The sequence below is a fragment of the Streptomyces pactum genome, from assembly GCF_002005225.1.
GTDB lineage: Bacteria > Actinomycetota > Actinomycetes > Streptomycetales > Streptomycetaceae > Streptomyces > Streptomyces pactum_A.
In genome coordinates, this window is the sequence record NZ_CP019724.1 from 4686337 (window position 1) to 4705476 (window position 19140).

A 19140-nucleotide genomic window follows, 5' to 3' on the forward strand; every position below is an offset into this window, starting at 1 on the left:
CCGGGGGCGGGCCCTTGTGCTCCTCGCGGTGGCACCGCCATGCAGCACCGCGAGGGGATCGGGTCCGGGCCTAGCCGAAGCGGCCCGAGATGTAGTCCTCCGTGGCCTGGACCGACGGGTTGGAGAAGATGCGCTCCGTCTCGTCGATCTCGATCAGCTTGCCGGGCTGGCCGACCGCCGCCAGGTTGAAGAACGCCGTACGGTCCGAGACCCGCGCCGCCTGCTGCATGTTGTGCGTCACGATGACGATCGTGAAGCGCTCCTTCAGCTCGCCGATCAGGTCCTCGATCGCGAGGGTGGAGATCGGGTCCAGGGCGGAGCAGGGCTCGTCCATGAGCAGGACGTTCGGCTCGACCGCGATCGCACGGGCGATGCACAGGCGCTGCTGCTGGCCGCCGGAGAGGCCGGAGCCCGGCTTGTTCAGGCGGTCCTTCACCTCGTTCCAGAGGTTGGCGCCGCGCAGGGACTTCTCGACGACGTCGTCCAGCTCCGACTTCTTGAACTTGCCGTTGAGCTTCAGACCGGCCGCGACGTTGTCGTACACCGACATGGTCGGGAACGGGTTCGGCCGCTGGAAGACCATGCCGACCTCGCGCCGCACGGCCACCGGGTCGATGCCCGCGCCGTAGAGGTTCTCGTCGTCGAGCATGACCTTGCCCTCGACCCGGCCGCCCGGCGTGACCTCGTGCATGCGGTTGAGCGTGCGCAGGAACGTGGACTTGCCGCAGCCGGAGGGGCCGATGAAGGCCGTCACGGAGCGGGGCTCGACGGTCATCGAGATGTCCTCGATGGCCAGGAAGGAGCTGTAGTAGGCGTTGAGGCCGCTGACATCTATGCGCTTGGCCATGGGTATCACTGCTTCTTTCGGTCCGAGTCGCTGACTGTTCTTGCGTCGGTCGCGTCAGCGACCCGTCTTCGGGGCCTTCCAGCGGGCGATGCCGCGGGCCACCAGGTTGAGGATCATGATGAAGGCGATGAGCGTCAGGGCCGCCGCCCACGCGCGGTCGTAGGCCGCGCCGTAGCCGCCGCTGTTGGAGTACTGCAGATAGATGTACATCGGCAGCGATTCCTGGGCGTCCTGGAACGGGTTGGCGTTGATGAAGTCCGTGCCCCAGACCAGCAGCAGCACGGGGGCCGTCTCGCCGGTGATGCGGGCGACGGCCAGCATGACGCCGGTGGTGATGCCGCCGATCGACGTCGGCAGGACCACCTTCAGGATCGTGCGCCACTTCGGCACGCCGAGCGCCAGGGACGCCTCACGCAGCTCGTTGGGGACGAGCTTGAGCATCTCCTCGGTGGAGCGGACGACCACCGGGATCATCAGGATCGCCAGGGCGAGCGAGCCGGCGAAGCCGGACGGGCCCATGTCCAGCATCAGGATCCAGGTACTGAGGATGAACAGACCGGCGACGATCGACGGGATGCCCGTCATGACGTCGACGAAGAAGGTGACCGCCTTGGCGAGCTTGCCGCGGCCGTACTCGACCAGGTAGATCGCGGTCAGCACACCGACCGGCACGGAGATCACCGCGGCGATGCCGACCTGCTCCAGGGTGCCGAGGATGGCGTGGTAGATGCCGCCGCCGGGCTCGGCGTCGGCGACCACGCCCATCGAGTGGGTGAGGAAGTAACCGTCGAGGACCTTCACACCGCGCTTGACCGTCGCCCAGATCAGGGACGCCAGCGGGATGACGGCCACGATGAACGCGACCCACACCATGCTGGTCGCCACCCGGTCCTTGGCCTGCCGCCCGCCCTCGACGCGCGCCGAGATGGCGTAGGTGCCCAGGACGAAGAGGACCGCGGCGATCAGGGCCCACTGGATACTGCTGCTCAGGCCGGCCGCGGCGCTGATGCCCAGGCCGGCCGCGACGGAGCCGGCGGCGACCGCCCAGAGGAACCACTTGGGCAGCGTGGCGCCGCGCAGGGAGCTGCCGCTCTTGGGGGTAAGGGTTGCGTTGCTCATGCGTTGGCCCCCGAGTACTCCTTGCGGCGACCGATGATCATCCGGGCCGCACCGTTGACCAGCAGGGTGATGACGAAGAGGACGAGACCGGAGGCGATCAGCGCGTCACGGCCCATCACGGTCGCCTCGTTGAACTTGCTGGCGATGTTCTGGGCGAAGGTGCCGCCGCCCGTGTCGAGCAGGCTGAGGTTGATCTCGAAGCTCGAGGAGAGCACCATCGCCACGGCCATCGTCTCGCCGAGCGCGCGGCCGAGTCCGAGCATCGAGGCGGAGATGACGCCGGAGCGGCCGAAGGGCAGCACCGAGATCCGGATGACCTCCCAGCGCGTGGCGCCGAGGGCCAGGGCGGCTTCCTCGTGCATGCGCGGGACCTGCCGGAAGACCTCACGGCTGACGTTGGTGATGATCGGCAGGATCATGATCGCGAGCAGGATGCCCACGGTGAACAGCGAGCGCGGCGCGCCCTGGTTCCACTCGAAGACGCCGGTCCAGCCGAGGTACTCGTCCAGCCAGCCGAAGAGCCCCTCCATGTGCGGCACGAGGACGAGCGCGCCCCACAGGCCGTAGACGATCGAGGGCACGGCGGCGAGCAGGTCGATCACGTACCCGATCGCTCCGCCCAGCTTGCGCGGCGCGTAGTGCGTGATGAACAGGGCGATGCCGACTGCGATCGGGACCGCGACGGCCATGGCGATGACCGACGACACGACGGTGCCGAAGGCCAGGACCGCGATGCCGAACTCCGGCGGCATGCCGGTGGGGTTCCACTCGAGGGTGGTGAAGAAGTTGGCCTCGTTCTTGCTGATCGCGATCGAGGCGCGGTAGGTCAGGAAGGCCGCGATGGCGGCCATGATGACCAGCACGAAGATGCCGGAACCGCGGGAGAGCCCGAGGAAGATCCGGTCGCCGGGGCGGGTGGCGCCGCGTGCGGCGCGGCTGGTCCCGGTTCCGGGGGGCTGGTGCGGTACGGGGGCTGGTGCGGGCTTTTGGGGATCAGTGGTTATGTCCATCGGGTTCTCCGGTCTGCGGAGCCGTCGTAAGCGGCGGCTCGGGCGGAGCCGCTCCGTGTCGGGGGCTCCTGGCGGCGGTGCACCGGACGGTGCGGCCCGGCCTCCGCGGGGAGACCGGACCGCACTCGGGTCAGCTCAGGCCCGAGATGGTCTCGCGGACCTTGGTGATGATCTCGGTGGGCATCGGGGCGTAGCCGGCTTCCTTCAGCAGGCCCTGGCCGTCCTCCGAGGCGATGTAGTTCAGGAAGGACTTGGCGGCGGGCAGGCTCTCGGCCTTGTTGCCCTTGTCGCAGACGATCTCGTAGGTGACGAGGACCAGCGGGTAGGCACCGTCGGCGGTCGGCGTGTAGTCCAGCTCCAGCGCGAGGTCCTTGCCGGTGCCGACGACCTTGGCGGCGCCGATGGCCGCGGTGGCGTTCTCGACGGTGGCCTTGACCGGCTCGGCGGCCTCGGTCTTGATGTCGACGGTCTTCATGCCGTCCTTGGCGTACGACAGCTCGAAGTACGAGATGGCGCCCGACGTCTGCTTCACCTGCTGGGCGAGGCCGGAGGAGCCCTGCGCGGACTGGCCGCCGTCGGCCTCCCAGGACTTGCCGCCCTCGTACTTCCAGTCGCTCGGCGCGGCTTCCTTCAGGTACTTGGTGAAGTTGTCCGTGGTGCCGGACTCGTCCGAGCGGTGGAAGGCCTGGATCTTCAGGTCGGGCAGCTTGGCCTCGGGGTTGAGCTTGGCGATCGCCGCGTCGTTCCAGTTGGTGATCTTGCTGTCGAAGATCTTGGCGAGCGTCGGAGCGTCCAGGACGAGCGAGTCGACGCCGGGGACGTTGAAGCCCACGGCGATCGGGCCGCCGACCATCGGCAGGTCGATGGCCTGGCCGTCCTTGCAGACTTCCTTGGACTTCTCGATCTCGTCGGGCTTCAGCGCCGAGTCCGAGCCGGCGAAGGCGGTCTGGCCCTGGAGGAACGCGGTGATGCCCGCACCGGAGCCGGTCGGGTTGTAGTTGAGCTGTACGTCCCGGCAGGCGGAGACGTACTGCTTGACCCAGGCGTCGATGGCGTTCTTCTGGGCGGAGGAGCCGGAGGCCTGGAGCTGGCCCTTGGCGTCGTCGCACTTGATGTTGCTGTTGGCGGTGGCGCCGGCGTCACCGCCGGTGCCGTTGCCGCCGGTGTCGTCGGAGCCGCACGCCGTGAGGGCCAGGGCGCCGGAGACGGCGAGAGCACCGAGAGCGAGGGCCCGCCGGTTCATGCGCTGAAGCTTCACTTGAGGGAGTTCCTTCCAGGAGCCGCCGTCCTGAATCCGGCGGCGTGCGAGGAGTGGCGTTGAGGACGATCAAGACGATCGAGACGATCAAGACCGGGTGATGCGGACGCGCTTTCGGGATGCGCCCCGTATCGGGTAAGGCCGAAACTAGGCAGAACAGGTGAAGCCGCCGAAGGGCGTAAATGAACGCGGGGTGAACCCCTGTGGACGGTGCGGTGAGGTCACGGAACGCTCACGTCAAGGACACGGAGTGGTCCCGGGCGGGCGCGTCGCCAGCAGGGCGTCGACGAGGGTCCGGTCGTGCGGCTGAGTGAGGCGGGCGCGGGCCGCCGCGGGCTCCAGCCACAGGATGCGGTCTACCTCGTCGGACGGGGTGAAGGCGCCGGTGGTGGCCGCCGCCGACCAGTACCGGACCTCCTTGGGGCGGCCGTCCGCGAGGTAGCGCACGGTGGGCAGCTCGGCGCCCGGTGCGGCGGCGTACCCCGTCTCCTCGGCGACTTCGCGCAGGGCGCCCGCGAGCGGGTCCTCGCCGCGCTTGAGCTTGCCCTTCGGGTGCGACCAGTCGTCGTACTTCGGGCGGTGGACGAGGCAGAGCTCCAGGCGCGGGGAGGGGCGCCCGGGGACGGGGCGCCACAGGACGCAGCCTGCCGCGCGGACGGTGATGGTGTCCTCGGCGGGGCTCACGGTGTGCTCACGCCTCCTGTCCCGCGGCGGCCCCCGGGACCCTCCCGGGCTGTCCCGGGCGGCCCTACGGCAGCCTGACGGGTTCCTTGCGCCAACTGTGCTGGAACGCGTACCTCGCCGCCTCCACCTCATGCCGCTGGTCGGCGTGGAGCACGCCGAGCGCGTACGCCGTCGCCGGGGCGATGCGTGGCGTACGGGCGGCCTGGGCCGCGGCCGCGGCGGCCTCCGCGGCGTCGCGGTGGCGGTTGAGGGCCTCGCCCGCGGCCAGGAGGCGCACGTCCACGCTGTCCTCGGCCTCGCCGGCTTCCGCGCCGGCCAGTACCTCGAGGGCGTAGCGGTGCAGGCGCAGCAGCAGGCGGACCTGGTGCCACTGGGCGTCCTGGGGGTGGGGCGCCGGGTCCGGGGAGAGGCCGTGGACCAGGGCCTGGGCGTTGTACGGATTCCCCGCGGTGACCAGGGGCAGGGCGGCCACGGCGTCGGCGAGGCGGTCCTGGGCGGTGGCGGCCAGGGGGCGCAGGTCGGTGGTGGCGGCGGTGGTGCTCCTCAGCGGGACCTCGCTCGCCAGTAAGGCCACCTTGTCGGCGACGGCGTGGAACCGGCTGCTGCCCAGCGCCTGGAGGGCGGTGGAGTGCGCCCGGGTGCGGGCCAGGGTGAGCTGGCGGTCGAGCAGCGCGCCCGCCTTGGCCGCGCCCACGGTGAGATTGCCCCGGTCCGGGGACGCCGGGTGGGCGGCGGGCACGCCGACGGACGCGGAGGCGGGCGAGGAGGCGGATGCGGAGGCGGGTTCGGCGGTGGTGGCCCGGCCCGCCGTCTGCTGTGCCGGGAACGCCGACGAACCGGACAGCCGGTGCAGGGCCTGGAGCAGGCGCTCCAGGCGGGACGCGTACGCGTGCTCCATCGCCAGCGTGCCGGACAGCCAGGCCAGCTCGGGGCGCATGCCCTCCGCCCAGTCGGCGTCCAGCAGGGGCTGGAAGGTGTGCAGCGTGCCGCTCAGGCGGCGGGCGGCGCGGCGCAGGGCGCGGACCGCGTCCACCGGCCCCGCGGGCGGGGGCGCTTTGACCGGGCGGCGCGCCCTGTCCGGGCGGTGCGCTCCGTCCGGACCGCGCGTGCTCTGCGCGCCGGTCGCGCCGGGCGTGCCGTGTGAGCTGGGTGTGCCGTGTGAGCCGGCCGTGCCGTGTGGGCCGTTCCCGCCGTGTGTGCCTGTTCCCGATTCGCGGTGCAGGCGCAGGGCGCGGAGGAACTCCGTCGCCTGGGCGCGCAGGTAGGCCGCGAGGGCGTCCGCGTCCGCGGGTGCCGGCGGGCCGGCGGGGGCCGTGACCGTGGCCGTGGCCGCGGGGTCCGTCGGGTCAAGGTGTCGCTGTGCCACGCCGGCGCCTCCGGGCGTCTATGAGCATCTCCTGGATGTTGCGCAGGGGCTGACCGTCCGAGTCGGTCGCGTGCCGGGTCCACTCGCCGTCCGAGCCGAGGTGCCAGGAGGCGGTGCCGTCGGACATACCGGTCTCCAGCAGCCGGTTGAGGGCCGCCCGGTGAGCCGGGTCGGTGACCCGGACCAGGGCCTCTATACGACGGTCGAGATTGCGGTGCATCATGTCGGCGCTGCCGAACCAGACCTCGGGTTCGCCGCCGTTGCCGAAGGCGAAGACGCGCGAGTGCTCGAGGAAGCGGCCGAGGACGGAGCGGACCCGGATGTTCTCCGACAGGCCCGCCACGCCGGGGCGCAGCGCGCAGATGCCGCGCACCCACACGTCGACGGGGACGCCGGCCTGGGACGCGCGGTAGCACGCGTCGACCACGGCCTCGTCGACCATCGAGTTGACCTTGATGCGGATGGAGGCGGGGCGGCCGGCGCGGTGGTGCTGCATCTCCTTGTGGATACGGGAGACCAGGCCGTCGCGCAGCGACTTGGGGGCGACGAGGAGGCGGCGGTAGGTCTCGCGCCGGGAGTAGCCGGAGAGACGGTTGAACAGGTCGGAGAGGTCCGCGCCGACCTGCGGGTCCGCGGTGAGCAGGCCGAGGTCCTCGTAGAGGCGGGCCGTCTTCGGGTGGTAGTTGCCGGTGCCGACGTGGCAGTAGCGGCGTAGCGTCTCGCCCTCCTGGCGGACCACCAGGGACAGCTTGCAGTGGGTCTTCAGGCCGACCAGTCCGTAGACGACGTGGCAGCCGGCCTCCTCCAGCTTGCGGGCCCACTTGATGTTGGCGTGCTCGTCGAAGCGGGCCTTGATCTCGACCAGGACGAGGACCTGCTTGCCGGACTCGGCCGCGTCGATGAGCGCGTCGACTATCGGTGAGTCGCCGGACGTCCGGTACAGCGTCTGCTTGATCGCGAGGACGTCCGGGTCGGCCGCCGCCTGCTCCAGGAAGGCCTGGACGGAGGTGGAGAAGGAGTCGTACGGGTGGTGGAGCAGGACGTCCCTGCTGCGGAGCGCGGCGAAGACGTCCGGCGCGGAGGCCGATTCGACCTCGGCCAGGTCGCGGTGGGTGCCGGCGACGAACTTCGGGTACTTCAGCTCGGGCCGGTCGATGCCGGCGATGCGGAAGAGGCCGGTGAGGTCGAGGGGGCCGGGCAGCGGGTAGACCTCCGCCTCGCCGATCTTCAGCTCGCGGACGAGGAGGTCCAGGACCTCGCGGTCGACGGACTCCTCGACCTCGAGGCGGACGGGCGGGCCGAAGCGGCGCCGCATGAGTTCCTTCTCGAGGGCCTGGAGGAGGTTCTCCGTGTCGTCCTCCTCCACCTCGAGGTCCTCGTTGCGGGTGAGGCGGAAGGCGTGGTGCTCCAGGACCTCCATGCCGGGGAACAGCTCTTCGAGGTGCGCGGCGATGACGTCCTCGATGGGGACGTAGCGGCCCGGCGAGGCCTCCAGGAAGCGGGAGAGCAGCGGGGGGACCTTGACGCGGGCGAAGTGGCGGTGGCCCGTGACGGGGTTGCGGACGACGACCGCGAGGTTGAGGGAGAGGCCCGAGATGTACGGGAACGGGTGGGCCGGATCGACCGCGAGGGGGGTGAGGACCGGGAAGATCTGGTGCCGGAAGAGGGTGAAGAGGCGGGCCTGCTCCTTCTCCGCGAGTTCGTTCCAGCGGACCAGGTGGATGCCCTCCTCGGCGAGGGCGGGGGCGACGTCCTCGTGGAAGCAGGCGGCGTGCCGGGCCATCAGCTCGCGGGAGCGGGCCCAGATCATCTCCAGCACCTCGCGGGGCTGGAGACCGGAGGCGGAGCGGGTGGCGACGCCGGTCGCGATGCGGCGTTTGAGACCGGCGACGCGGACCATGAAGAACTCGTCCAGGTTGCCGGCGAAGATCGCGAGGAAGTTGGCACGCTCGAGGAGGGGCGTGTCCGGGTCCTCGGCCAGTTCGAGGACGCGCTCGTTGAACGCGAGCCAGCTCCGTTCCCGGTCCAGGAAGCGGCCCTGCGGGAGCTGGGCACCGCCGGCCTGGGACTCCTCCGACTCCTCGTACGCGTCGAGGTCCGCGTCGATGTCGGGTTCCAGGTCGGAGACCGTGGCGGCCACCGTGTGCGGGCGGTGCGCGGCGATGGAGCCCACGGAGGGCTGCGTGTGCTGGACCTCTGCCTGGGTGTTCGGCTGCCTCATGAACCCATTCTTCCGCGCCGCGCGCAGGACAGGCGCGTCGGAAGGCGCGGGATGCTCCGCTCCTGGTGGCTCTGGCACGGTCGGCTGCATTCGGTGAGCGTCGCAAGGCTGGTTGAATCGATGGTTACGAGGACATGACGTGTGGGATAGCGGCGGGCCTCCGGCGCCCCCCCGGCTCCCCCCGGCTCCCCCGGCTTCCTCACCCCCGGCTTCTTCACCCCCGGCTCACCCGCCCCGGCCCACGCTTACGCCGGGAGCCCCGTGCGCGTCGGCCCGCCCCGCCCGCGCACCCCGCCCCCGCACCCCGCAGCGCCGGGCGTCCGTAAGCGTGGAAAATCCCGCCTGCGATCGTGTGAACCGCTGGGCCCACCTCGTCCGATGAGGAGACGTGAGCGAAACGAGAAGCGACGGTGAGCTGCTGCGGGCCGTCGCCGCGGATGCCGACCGGCGCGCCTTCGAGGAGCTGTACCGCCGGTACGCCCCCTGGCTGACCGCCCGGCTGCGCAGCCGCTGCGCGGACGCCGGTGTCGTCGACGACGTCGTACAGGAAACCTTCCTCGCGGTGTGGCGCGGCAGTGCGCGGTACCGCGAGGAGGGGGACGCGGCCGGGTGGCTGTGGCGGATCGGGTCGCGGCGGCTGGTCGACGTGCTGCGCGGCGACGGGGCACGGGGGCGGCTGCGGCAGGCACTGGCCCGGTTGCGGCACCGGGAGGAGGCCTCGGCGGAGGAGCGCGTGCTCGCCGGTGTCGAGCACGGCGACCTCGCCGGCGCCCTCGTCCGGCTCTCGCCGGAGCTGCGCGCGGTGCTCCAGGCCACCGTCATCGACGGGCTGACCACCCGCGAGGCGGCCGTCCTGCTCGGCATTCCGCCGGGCACGGTCAAGACGCGGGCGATGCGCGCCCGCCGGCAGCTCAGGGAGGCGCTGGCATGAGCGACGAGGACAGCCGTCGCCGGGAGGCCTGGCACGTGGATGAGGACGGCCGTCGCCGGGAGGCCTGGCACGTGGATGAGGACGGCCGTCGCCGGGAGGCCTGGCACGTGGATGAGGACGGCCGTCGCCGGGAGGCCTGGCACGTGGATGAGGACGGCCGTCGCCGGGAGGCCTGGCACGTGGATGAGGACGGCCGTCGCCGGGAGGCCTGGCACGTGGATGAGGACGGCCGTCGCCGGGAGGCCCGGCACGTGGATGAGGACGGCCGTCGCCGGGAGGCCCGGCACATGGATGACGGCCGTCGCCGGGGGACCTGGCACGTGGACGAGGACGACCTGCGGGCCTACGCCCGAGGCGGGCTGGCGGCGCCCCTGCTGTGGTCCGCCGACGCCCACCTGACCACCTGTGCGCACTGCCGCGGAGTCCTCGCCGAGGTGAGTGACACCACCGCCGTGGAGGCCGGGTGGGAGCGGCTCGACGCCGAACTGGACGCGCCCCGGCCGGGGTGGTTCGAGGGGCTGCTGGAGCGGTGCGGGGTCGGCGACGGCACCGCGCGGCTGCTCGCGGCCACCCCCGTGCTGCGCCGCTCCTGGCTCGGCGCGGTCGTCGCCGTGCTGCTGATGACCTTCGCCGTCGCCTTCACGGCCGGCGCCGCGCGCACGCCCACACTGTTCCTCGCCCTCGCCCCGCTGCTGCCGCTGGCCGGGGTGGCGCTCGCCTACGGGCCCGCGCTGGACCCGACGTACGAGATGGCGGTCGTCTCGCCGACGCACGGCTTCCGGCTGCTGATGATCCGTACGGTCGCCGTGCTGACCGTCGCGCTCGGGGTGAACGGGCTGGCGACCCTCGCCCTGCCGGGGTACGGGCTGCGCGCGCTGGCCTGGCTGTTGCCCGGGCTCGCCCTGACCGCGACCGGGCTCGCGCTGACGCCCCGGCTGGGTCCGGTGCTCGCGCCGTCCGTGGTCGCGGGGGCGTGGTTGGCCGTGCTGCTGGCCGCGGACGCGGCGCGCGCGGCCGAGGACGGTCCGCTGGCACCGTTCACGGCGGTCGGGCAGGGCGTGTCCGGGGTGGTCGCCGTGCTGGGCGCCGGGCTGCTGTTCCTGTTCCGCGACCGGTTCGACGTCTTCGCGCGGGGTGCCGCGTGAGTCCTGCGTTCTTCCTCGTCCCCTTCTTGTACGGGAGTGCCGTATGAACCACCCCACCGTTTCCGCCTCCGGGCTCAGCCTTCATTACGGCCGCACCCGTGCCCTCGACGACGTGTCGCTGCGGCTGACTCCGGGCGTCACCGGGCTGCTCGGGCCCAACGGAGCCGGCAAGACGACGCTGTTGCGCGTGCTCGCCACCGCCGTGCCCGCCGACCGGGGGGCCTTCACCGTGCTCGGGCACGACCCGGGGACCGCGAGCGGGCGGCAGGAGGTGCGGCGGCGGCTCGGGTACCTGCCGCAGACGCCCGGCTTCCATCCGGACTTCACCGCTTTCGAGTTCGTCGACTACGTCGCGATCCTGAAGGAACTGGCGGACCGTCCCGCCCGGCATCGCGAGGTGCGGCGGGTGTTGGAGGAGGTGGATCTGCAAGACGTGCGCGGACGGAGGATCAAGAAACTGTCCGGGGGGATGCGGCAGCGGGTCGCGCTCGCGGCCGCGTTGGTGGGTGACCCGGGGTTCCTGGTGCTCGACGAGCCGACCGTCGGGCTGGACCCCGAACAGCGGATGCGCTTCCGGGAGCTGATCGCGGGGGCGGGCGAAGGGCGGACCGTGCTGCTGTCCACCCACCAGACGGAGGACGTGGCGATGCTCTGCCACCGGGTGGTCGTCATGGCCGGCGGGGCGGTGCGGTTCGACGGGAGTCCGGCCGAACTGACCGCGCGGGCCGCCGGGCGGGTGTGGAGCAGCGCGGAGCGTGACGCGGGCGCGAAGGCCGGGTGGCGTACGGGGGCGGGGACCTTCCGCAACGTCGGCGACCCGCCCGCCGGGGCGGAGCTGGCCGACCCCACCCTGGAGGACGGCTACCTCCTCGCCCTCGACGGTGCCGACGCGGGAGCGGCCGCGTGAGCGCCGTACTGGCGGCGGCCCCGCCCGCCGTGGAGAGCGGGCCGCGCGGCGGTGGCCGGGCCGTGCTCGCCCTGGCCCGGTTCGAGGCGCGCAGGCTGCTGCTGAGCGTCCCCGTCGTCATCGCCTTCGCGATGTACGTCGCGTGGATCGTCTGGCGTGCGCGGAGTTCCCAGGACGGCTACCCGGCGCTGCAGGACGTCGACCGCGCCACCCAGAGCATGCCGATGCTCGTCGGCCTCGCCGTCCTGCTGTCCGCCAACTTCGCCGTCCTGCGCTCCGCACGGCACGGCACCGAGGACCACTTCGCGGTGCTGGTCCTCGCGCCCTGGCACCGTACGGTGGCCCACGCGCTGTCCGTCGTACCGGCCGTCCTGCTCACCGCGGTGTGCGTGGCCGGACAGTTCGCCTGGGAGGCCTCCAAGCCGGGTGCGATCGGACACGGTTCGCCGGCCGAGCTGCTCGTCGGGCCGCTGACGGTGCTGCTGTCCGGGGCGCTCGGGGTGCTGCTGGCCCGGGTGGCGCCGTCGGCGCTCGCCGCGCCCCTGACGTTGGTCCTGCTGCTGTTCACGCTCGTCCTCGGTACCGCGCCGGGCGGCTCGAGCGGGCTGTCCTGGCTGGCACCGGTCGTCGCCGGGACCAGCTCCGACACCCTGCCCTCCGACCTGCTGGGACGGCCCGCCGCCGGGCACGCCCTGTATCTGGCGGGCGCCGGCCTGTGCGCTGCCTTCCTGGCGGTACTCGTCGCCGGCGCGCGGAACCTGGCCGTGCGGGCGGGTGTCGTCCTGACCCTCGCGCTGGCGGTGACGGGCGGGGTCGCGCAGGCCGGGGGCGCGGCGCCGTCGCCGGAGCTGACCGCGGCCCGTGAGCGCGCCTCGGTGCGCCCCGAGCTGACCTGTGCCGAGCACGGCCGGTCGTCCTACTGCGCCTTCCCCGAGTGGGGTCCCCGTACCGGCACCTGGGCCGCCGTCGTGGACCGGGTCCAGTCCCTGGCGGGCGGAGCCGCGCACGGCCGAAGGCTCGTCGTACGGCAGCGGATCGACGCCCGGTACGGGCTGGAGGGCGACGCCGCGATCCCCGCGCTGACCGACGCCCACCAGGTGACCGTGGGCACCGCCTGGGGCGGCAACCGGGTCCCGGAGTTCTCCAGTGCCGTCGCCGCCGTCCTCGTCGCGGGCACCGAGGCGGCGGCGGGCGAGATCTGCGACGGGCGGATGGTCACCGTCATGTGGCTGTCCCTGAGCTGGCAGGACGACCCGGTGAACGCCCTGCGCCGGGTCCGCGTCGACGACAGTGTGAAGGGCTCCGCGGTGGTCCTGTCGCCAACGGATCCGCTGTCCATGACGGAAGGCCAGACGGACGTCGTACGGCGGCTGCTGGAGGATCCGCCCGCCGGTGTCGGCGAGCGGGTGAAGGCACACTGGGACGAGCTGGCCTCGCCGGGCGTCACCACCGCCCGCGCCGCCGAACTGCTGGGCGTGGCCGGGCCGGAGAAGGCGGACTCGTGCGAGTAGTGATACCGGACCTGGTCCGCCCGGTGTGGCGCACGCTGCCGTGGCGGGCCCTGTCCGCCGCCGGGCTCCTCGGGCTGCTGCTCGCCGCCGCGCCGGCCGCCGTCGGCGCGGAGCCGGATCGCTGGCAGACGCTCACCCTCCTGCGGGGCGTCGCCCTGACCGGGGCGCTCGGCCTGGCCTTCCTGCTGGACGACCCGGCCCGGCACCTCACCGCCCCCGTCCCGACCCGGCGCCCGCTGCGGCAGGCGCTGCGGGTGGCCCTGGTCGCGCCGCTCGCCGCGCTGTGGTGGACGGCCGTACTGCTGCTGGTCCCCTCGGCGTCCCGGCCCCCGGCCGGTGACATCACCTTGGAGGCGGCGGTACTGGTCGTGCTGGCCCTCGCCGGTGCCGCGACGGCGGTACGGCTGACGGACGAGGCGCGCCCGGGGCCGTCCATCGCGGCGGCCCTGCTGCTGACGGCGGTCCTCGCGCCGCTGCTGGCGCCGGAGAGCTGGGCGTTGTTCGTGACGCCCGACGACCCGCGGTGGCCGGCCGCGCACGACCGGTGGGCGGTGGTGCTGGGGGCGGCGGCCGTGGTGTGGGGGGTGTGCGGGCCGGAGCCGCTGGGACGGCGGCGGGGGAGGCGGGCACACGCGGCCGGCGGACCGGCCTAGGCCCTGGCCTCGGGGGCCGGCTCAGGCGCGCTTCGGGCCTCTGGGGTTCCGGGCCTCTGGGATCCCTGGCCTCTGGGGTTCCGGGCCTCTGGGATCCCTGGCCTCTGGGGTTCCGGGCCTCTGGGATCCCTGGCCTCTGGGGTTCCGGGCCTCTGGGATCCCTGGCCTCTGGGGTCCCCGGCCTCTGGGATCCCTGGCCTCTGAGGTTCCTGGCCTTCGGATTCCTGGCCTTCGGGGTTCCTGGTCTCCGGGTTCCTGGCCTTCGGGCCTTGGGCTTCCGGGACTCCGGAGCTTCTGGCCTCCTGGTTCGCGGGTTCGCGGGTTCGCGGGTTCGCGGGTTCGCGGGTTCGCGGGTTCGCGGGCCCCGGGCTCGCGGGCCCCGGGCTCGCGGGCTCAGGGCCCTCACGTCTCCGTGCGGTACATCAGGTCCGTCTCGTGGGTGACGAAGCCCAGGCGCTCGTAGACGGACACCGCCGCCTTGTTGTCGGCGTCGACGTACAGCATGGCGGTGGGCAGTCCCTGCTCCGCCAGGTGCCGCAGGCCGATGGTGGTCAGGGCCTTGCCGAGGCCGCCGCCCTGGGTGTCGGGGCGGATACCGAGGACGTACACCTCGCCGAGCCGCTCCTCGGCGTGCACCTTGGTCCAGTGGAAGCCGATCAGCTCGCCGTCCCGTTCGGCCAGGAAGAACCCCGCCGGGTCGAACCACGCCTCGGCCTCGCGGTCCTCGAGGTCCCGCTGGGTGAGGGAGCCCTGCTCGGGGTGGTGGGCGAAAGCGGCGGCGTTCACCGCGAGCCAGGCGGCGTCATCGTGCCCCGGCACGAAGGTCCGCACGGTCACGCCCTCGGGCAGGCGCGGGTCCGGCAGCTCCAGGTCGGCCAACGGGCGCCGCATCTGGCGCAGTTCACGAAACAGGGTCAGACCGAGCACCTGGGCGAGGTGCCGGGCGGCGGAGTGGCCGCCGTGCGCCCAGACCCGCAGCCGCTTGCCGGAGGCGGCGAGCAGCGCGGACCCCAGCGCACGCCCGTGGCCCTGGCCCCGGTGCGAGGGGTGGACGACCAGCTCGGCGGCCGGCGGCTCGATCGGGTCGGTGCCCTCCAGTTGGGCGTAGCCGACGAGTTCGCCGTCCACGCTGAGCAGGAGATGCGCGATGCCCTCGCGCGCGGGACCGCGCAGGTGCAGCCGTCCCTGCTCGGACACGGCCTGCTGCCCGTCGTTCCGGGCGGCCTCGGCGAGGAGGGCGAGGACGGCGTCGGTCTGCTCGGGGGTGAGTTCGGCGAGGGTCTCGATCGAGCGGGGGCGGCCGGGCTGCACGGTGTCGTCGCTGGTCATGCGTACGAGGGTAAGGGGCGGGTGCGGCAAAGCGGCGGCACTCGGGGGAGTTGGGCCGACGCGGAGGTACACCAGGATGTAACCCGTCACCCCCTGTCGCGCTACGCGCGTTGACTCTAGGCTGCTGCGCCGACGAGCCGTCTCCTCAGCGGCTCGCGCTCACGCACACCCACAGGGGGGCGCATGCCAGCCACAGCACAGTCGCACCAACCGCGCCGCAGACGCCGTACGAACCGTCTTCTCGCCGTCGCGGCCACGGTCGTCACCGCCGGCGCACTCGCCGCCGCGGCGCTTCCGGCGTCGGCGAACGCGGACGAGAGCCACCGCGGCCACAAGCCCGACCACCGGCCGGGCCGTTACCAGGACGTCCAGCTCCTCTCCTTCAACGACCTGCACGGCAACCTGGAACCGCCGGCCGGCTCCTCCGGCCGCGTCACCGAGCTCCAGCCGGACGGCACGACGAAGACGGTCGACGCGGGCGGGATCGAGTACCTCGCCACCCACCTCCGCGAGGCCCGCGAGGGCAACCGCTACTCCATCACCGCGGCCGGCGGCGACATGGTGGGCGCGTCCCCCCTCCTCTCCGGTCTGTTCCACGACGAGCCGACCATCGAGGCGCTGAACAAGCTCGACCTGGACGTGACGAGCGTCGGCAACCACGAGTTCGACGAGGGCGCCCGGGAACTGGCGCGCCTCCAGAACGGCGGCTGCCACCCCACCGAGGGCTGCTACGCGGACAAGGAGTTCGAGGGCGCCGACTTCCCGTACCTGGCGGCCAACGTCCTCGACGAGAAGACCAGGAAGCCCATCCTCAAGCCCTACTGGGTGTGGAAGCAGAAGGGCGTCAAGGTCGGCTTCATCGGCGTGACCCTGGAGGGCACCCCGGACATCGTCTCGGCGGAGGGCGTCAAGGGCCTCTCCTTCAAGGACGAGGCCGAGACGATCAACAAGTACGCCAAGGTGCTCCAGCGCCAGGGCGTGAAGTCGATCGTCGCCCTGGTCCACGAGGGCGGCTTCCCGGCTTCGTCCTCCTACAACTACGACTGCGACTCCCCGGGCACCGGCGACGGCATCTCCGGCCCGATCGCCGACATCGCCAAGAACGTCACGCCCCAGGTCGACGCGCTGGTCACCGGGCACACCCACGCGGCGTACGTCTGCACGATCCCCGACCCGGCGGGCAAGCCCCGCATGGTCACGTCGGCCGCGTCCTTCGGCCGCCTGTACACGGACACGACGCTGACGTACGACCGCGCGACCGGCGACATCGCCCGTACGGCCGTGAAGTCGGCGAACCACGTGGTGACGCGGGACGTCCCGAAGGCGCCGGACATGACCCGCCTGATCGACAAGTGGAGCACCCTGGCCGCCCCGATCGGCAACCGCCCCATCGGCTACATCTCCGGCGACATCAACCGCGACGGCACGGAGTCCCCGCTCGGCGACCTCATCGCCGACGCGCAGCTCGCCTACGGCAGGACCCAGGACCCGGAGACCGACCTGGCCCTGATGAACCCCGGCGGCATCCGCGCGCCCCTCACCCACACCTCCACGGGCAGTGAGGGCGACGGCGTCGTCACGTACGCCGAGGGCTTCACCGTCCAGCCCTTCGCCAACACGGTGAACCTGAAGGACTACACGGGCGCCCAGCTCGTCCAGGTCCTCAAGGAGCAGGTGAGCGGCCCGAACGAGGCGGCCCCGAAGATTCTCCAGATCTCGTCCGGCCTCACCTACACCCTGGACCTGACCAGGACCGGTGCCGATCGGGTGGTGACGGACTCCATCCGTCTCAACGGCGACTCCATCGACCCGGCGGCCACCTACCGCGTCGCGTCGAACAGCTTCCTCGCGGGCGGCGGCGACGGCTTCCCGACGCTGGGCGAGGGCGCGAACGAACTCGTCGGCACGGACGACCTGACGGCCCTGGAGCAGTACCTGACGGCCAACTCGTCGGCGACCGACCCGATCGAGCCGCCGGCGGCCGACCGGATCACGGTCGTCCAGTAGCCGACCGACAGCATCGGGAAGGGGCCCGGCACACTCGGCAGGCCGTACCAGCCATGCGGGTGCCGGGCCCTTGGGGGATGCGGTGTGCACGGTGACCGTGCCGTGGCGGCGGTGCTCTTCCTTCGAAGCGAGTACGGATGGCGTTCGCTGTCCCCAGCGCGCTCTTTTGAGCGGCGTGTGAACAGTCGGCCTATGACTGTCCCTGTACATGGGCGGCCGGGGCGTCATCGGCCTGGGCTGCCGACCGCCACCGCGACTGACCGCGACCGCGACTGACCGCGACCGCGACCGCGTCCCAGCGGCGGAGTGAGCGGCCGCGCCCAGGTCAGAAGGGCTCGGCGGCCTGGAGGAGACCCCGCGGAAGGTAGGGGGATTCGACGCGGATGTCCCAGCCTCGGCGGCGAGCGTGGCAGGCCAGTGCGAGGATGTCGAGGTTGACGGAAGCATCCGGATCGTCGGCACGGTCGGCGACCTGATAGTAGGCGCGGTGGGTTTCGAGCGCGTCGGCCAGGGCCAGGTTGAAGCTCTCCTCGTCTCCTTCCACGAGCTGCGACAGCAGTACGGCCGGCGGCATGGCGAAGCCCCAGTCCCTGGCCTGCTCGGCCTGCTGCAGGGCCCGTCGCGCGGCCGGCTCGGGATCGGTGCCCTTCAGATAGGCGTGGAGGGCTTCGCCGTACGCGGCGAAGGCGGAGCTGTCCGGGCAGGCGAAGGCAGGACCGGTGAGGACCAGCGGGGCGAGGTCCTCGCGTGCGCCGGTGACGAGGGCGAGGGCGGTGGCCTTCTGCCAGTCGCCGGCGCCGGCTTCCTCGTCCCGCTCGGCCGGGTAGCGCAGCGTGCGGCCGTCGATGGTCACCTCGACCTCGGTGCCCGGCTCGGCCAGTGCGACGCGGAACAGGGCGGCTCCCGCCTGCGAGGCCAGCCGGAGGTTCGCGAGCTGGGCGTCCGTGTCACCGTCACAGGCCCCCGCGCGCCACTTGAAGAGCCGCTCCTGATCGCCCATGACGTCGGCGAGCCGCCGGACGGCGAGGGATCCTCCGTCGTCGGGGGTGATCGCCTCCCGAGCGTGTTCCTCGTACCTGGCCTCGATCCGGGGGCTCACCGTCCAGTCGAAGGCCGGCCGCTCCACCACCAGCGGGCCTGCGGCGAGAGCGGCCACCGCGTCCGGCCGCCGGTCCCGGCCGAACCCCGCGACCCGCGGGCCCTGGGATTCGAAGCCGGTGATCAGCGCGTGCGGGAGGTAGCCGGTTCGGACGGCGGGCGACCAGCCCAGGGACCGGTACGCGAGCGCGGCGAGGGCCATGGGGACAAGCGGGAGCAGGGTGCTCGGGGAGGCCGCGGGGCCGTGCAGGGCCGTGTGCCTGACCAGGAGGTCGGCCAGCGCGGCATCGAAGGCGTCCCGGTCCTCGGCGGCCAGCGCGCGCAGCGTTCGCAGCGCTACGCCGTCCGGCCGGTCCAGGAGAGACTCGCCCGTCTCCACGGCGCGGGTACGGATGCGGTCCAGAGCCGCGTCGACGGCGGCGAGCTTGGCCTGCGCGCTGGGCGGGTACTCCCCTTCGTCGCCGGTGTCGTCCAGGACGACGGCCGTCAGTCCCGTGGCGAGTTCGGCGACGGGCGTGCCCGGCGCCTGCGCGGCGAACTTCTCCCGGGCGAAGTAGAACGCCTCGCCGTGCCGCTTGGCCTTGTCCCTGAGGACCGACAGGCAGAGCGCGTCGATCCACTCCCCGGGTGTGACGCTCTCGCCGGGAGCGTCCTCACCCGGATCGTAACTCATGCCGAAGTTCACGTACTCCAGGAAGACCTGGAAGCCGCAGTGCGGGTGGTAAGCGGCGTAGGCGACGGCCCCGACCGCGGCCTCGGAGGCGTCCTTGAGGGCGGCCTTGGCCTCCGGGGTGTCGAGGTCGGGTGTCTCGACGGAGAGGGCGCCCAGGTAGTCGAGGAACTCGTCGGCGATCGACCGCCATTCCCGGGTGGCCATCCGGCCGGCCCTCGACATGGACCGGACCAGGCCCCCGATGCGGTTCGTGAAGTCCTCGCGTGCCGCCGACACGGCTGCCCCGCCCACCTGGTGACGCTCTATTCGCACTGCCCCGCTCCTTGATCGGCTTCACGTGGAAGCCTAAGCGCGGGATCTGACAAACCGGTTGCCGCGGGG

15 protein-coding genes are annotated in these 19140 nt (G+C 72.5%); 6 read left to right on the forward strand and 9 right to left on the reverse strand.

What is annotated here, in order from left to right:
* Positions 1 to 70: 70 nt before the first annotated feature.
* The 7 genes from pstB to B1H29_RS19900 form a co-directional block, all read right to left on the reverse strand.
* Positions 71 to 847 (reverse strand): phosphate ABC transporter ATP-binding protein PstB, encoded by a 777-nt coding sequence (pstB, locus tag B1H29_RS19870; RefSeq protein ID WP_055417635.1) that lies wholly within the window; start codon positions 845 to 847, stop codon positions 71 to 73.
* Between the two features lie 54 nt (positions 848 to 901).
* Positions 902 to 1966 (reverse strand): phosphate ABC transporter permease PstA, encoded by a 1065-nt coding sequence (pstA, locus tag B1H29_RS19875; protein ID WP_055417634.1) that lies wholly within the window; start codon positions 1964 to 1966, stop codon positions 902 to 904.
* Positions 1963 to 2976: a phosphate ABC transporter permease subunit PstC gene (pstC, locus tag B1H29_RS19880; protein WP_055417633.1), complete on the reverse strand. Its 1014-nt coding sequence runs from the start codon at positions 2974 to 2976 to the stop codon at positions 1963 to 1965. Before pstC ends, pstA begins: the two co-directional genes overlap by 4 nt.
* A gap of 130 nt (positions 2977 to 3106) precedes the next feature.
* On the reverse strand, positions 3107 to 4234 hold the full coding sequence (pstS, locus tag B1H29_RS19885) for a phosphate ABC transporter substrate-binding protein PstS (protein WP_199832304.1): 1128 nt from the start codon (positions 4232 to 4234) through the stop codon (positions 3107 to 3109).
* A 237-nt stretch (positions 4235 to 4471) separates the two neighbouring features.
* Positions 4472 to 4918, reverse strand: a complete 447-nt coding sequence (locus tag B1H29_RS19890; protein WP_055417632.1) for an NUDIX hydrolase — start codon at positions 4916 to 4918, stop codon at positions 4472 to 4474.
* Positions 4919 to 4982: 64 nt separating this feature from the next.
* A complete protein-coding gene (locus tag B1H29_RS19895; RefSeq protein WP_055417631.1) occupies positions 4983 to 6284 on the reverse strand; it encodes a CHAD domain-containing protein in 1302 nt (433 codons plus the stop codon).
* Positions 6265 to 8505 carry an RNA degradosome polyphosphate kinase gene (locus B1H29_RS19900; protein ID WP_055417630.1) on the reverse strand — a complete coding sequence of 747 codons (2241 nt, stop codon included), beginning with the start codon at positions 8503 to 8505 and terminating at the stop codon, positions 6265 to 6267. The genes B1H29_RS19895 and B1H29_RS19900 overlap by 20 nt, the downstream gene beginning before the upstream one ends.
* Before the next feature lie 388 nt (positions 8506 to 8893).
* Here B1H29_RS19900 and B1H29_RS19905 point away from each other — a divergent pair, with 388 nt between their 5' ends.
* The 5 genes from B1H29_RS19905 (at position 8894) to B1H29_RS19925 (ending at position 13652) form a co-directional block, all read left to right on the forward strand.
* A complete protein-coding gene (locus B1H29_RS19905) occupies positions 8894 to 9436 on the forward strand; it encodes an RNA polymerase sigma factor (protein WP_055417629.1) in 543 nt (180 codons plus the stop codon).
* A gap of 287 nt (positions 9437 to 9723) precedes the next feature.
* The gene (locus tag B1H29_RS19910) at positions 9724 to 10581 is read left to right on the forward strand and encodes a hypothetical protein (RefSeq protein WP_055417829.1); all 858 of its coding nucleotides are present in this window, start codon (positions 9724 to 9726) and stop codon (positions 10579 to 10581) included.
* A gap of 43 nt (positions 10582 to 10624) precedes the next feature.
* Positions 10625 to 11488: an ABC transporter ATP-binding protein gene (locus B1H29_RS19915; protein WP_055417628.1), complete on the forward strand. Its 864-nt coding sequence runs from the start codon at positions 10625 to 10627 to the stop codon at positions 11486 to 11488.
* A complete protein-coding gene (locus B1H29_RS19920) occupies positions 11485 to 12999 on the forward strand; it encodes a hypothetical protein (protein WP_055417627.1) in 1515 nt (504 codons plus the stop codon). The genes B1H29_RS19915 and B1H29_RS19920 overlap by 4 nt, the downstream gene beginning before the upstream one ends.
* Positions 12990 to 13652 (forward strand): ABC transporter, encoded by a 663-nt coding sequence (locus B1H29_RS19925; protein ID WP_234392980.1) that lies wholly within the window; start codon positions 12990 to 12992, stop codon positions 13650 to 13652. The genes B1H29_RS19920 and B1H29_RS19925 overlap by 10 nt, the downstream gene beginning before the upstream one ends.
* 402 nt (positions 13653 to 14054) lie before the next feature.
* Here B1H29_RS19925 and mshD read toward each other — a convergent pair whose 3' ends face one another.
* Complete coding sequence (gene mshD / locus B1H29_RS19930; protein ID WP_055417625.1) at positions 14055 to 14981, reverse strand: mycothiol synthase; 927 nt, start codon at positions 14979 to 14981, stop codon at positions 14055 to 14057.
* Between the two features lie 183 nt (positions 14982 to 15164).
* On the opposite strand from mshD, the gene B1H29_RS19935 reads away from it, so the two are divergent.
* A complete protein-coding gene (locus tag B1H29_RS19935) occupies positions 15165 to 16988 on the forward strand; it encodes a bifunctional metallophosphatase/5'-nucleotidase (protein WP_055417624.1) in 1824 nt (607 codons plus the stop codon).
* Positions 16989 to 17313: 325 nt separating this feature from the next.
* Here the strand turns inward: B1H29_RS19935 and B1H29_RS19940 are convergent, their stop codons facing one another.
* Positions 17314 to 19050 carry an immunity 49 family protein gene (locus B1H29_RS19940; RefSeq protein ID WP_055417623.1) on the reverse strand — a complete coding sequence of 579 codons (1737 nt, stop codon included), beginning with the start codon at positions 19048 to 19050 and terminating at the stop codon, positions 17314 to 17316.
* Positions 19051 to 19140 lie beyond the last annotated feature (90 nt).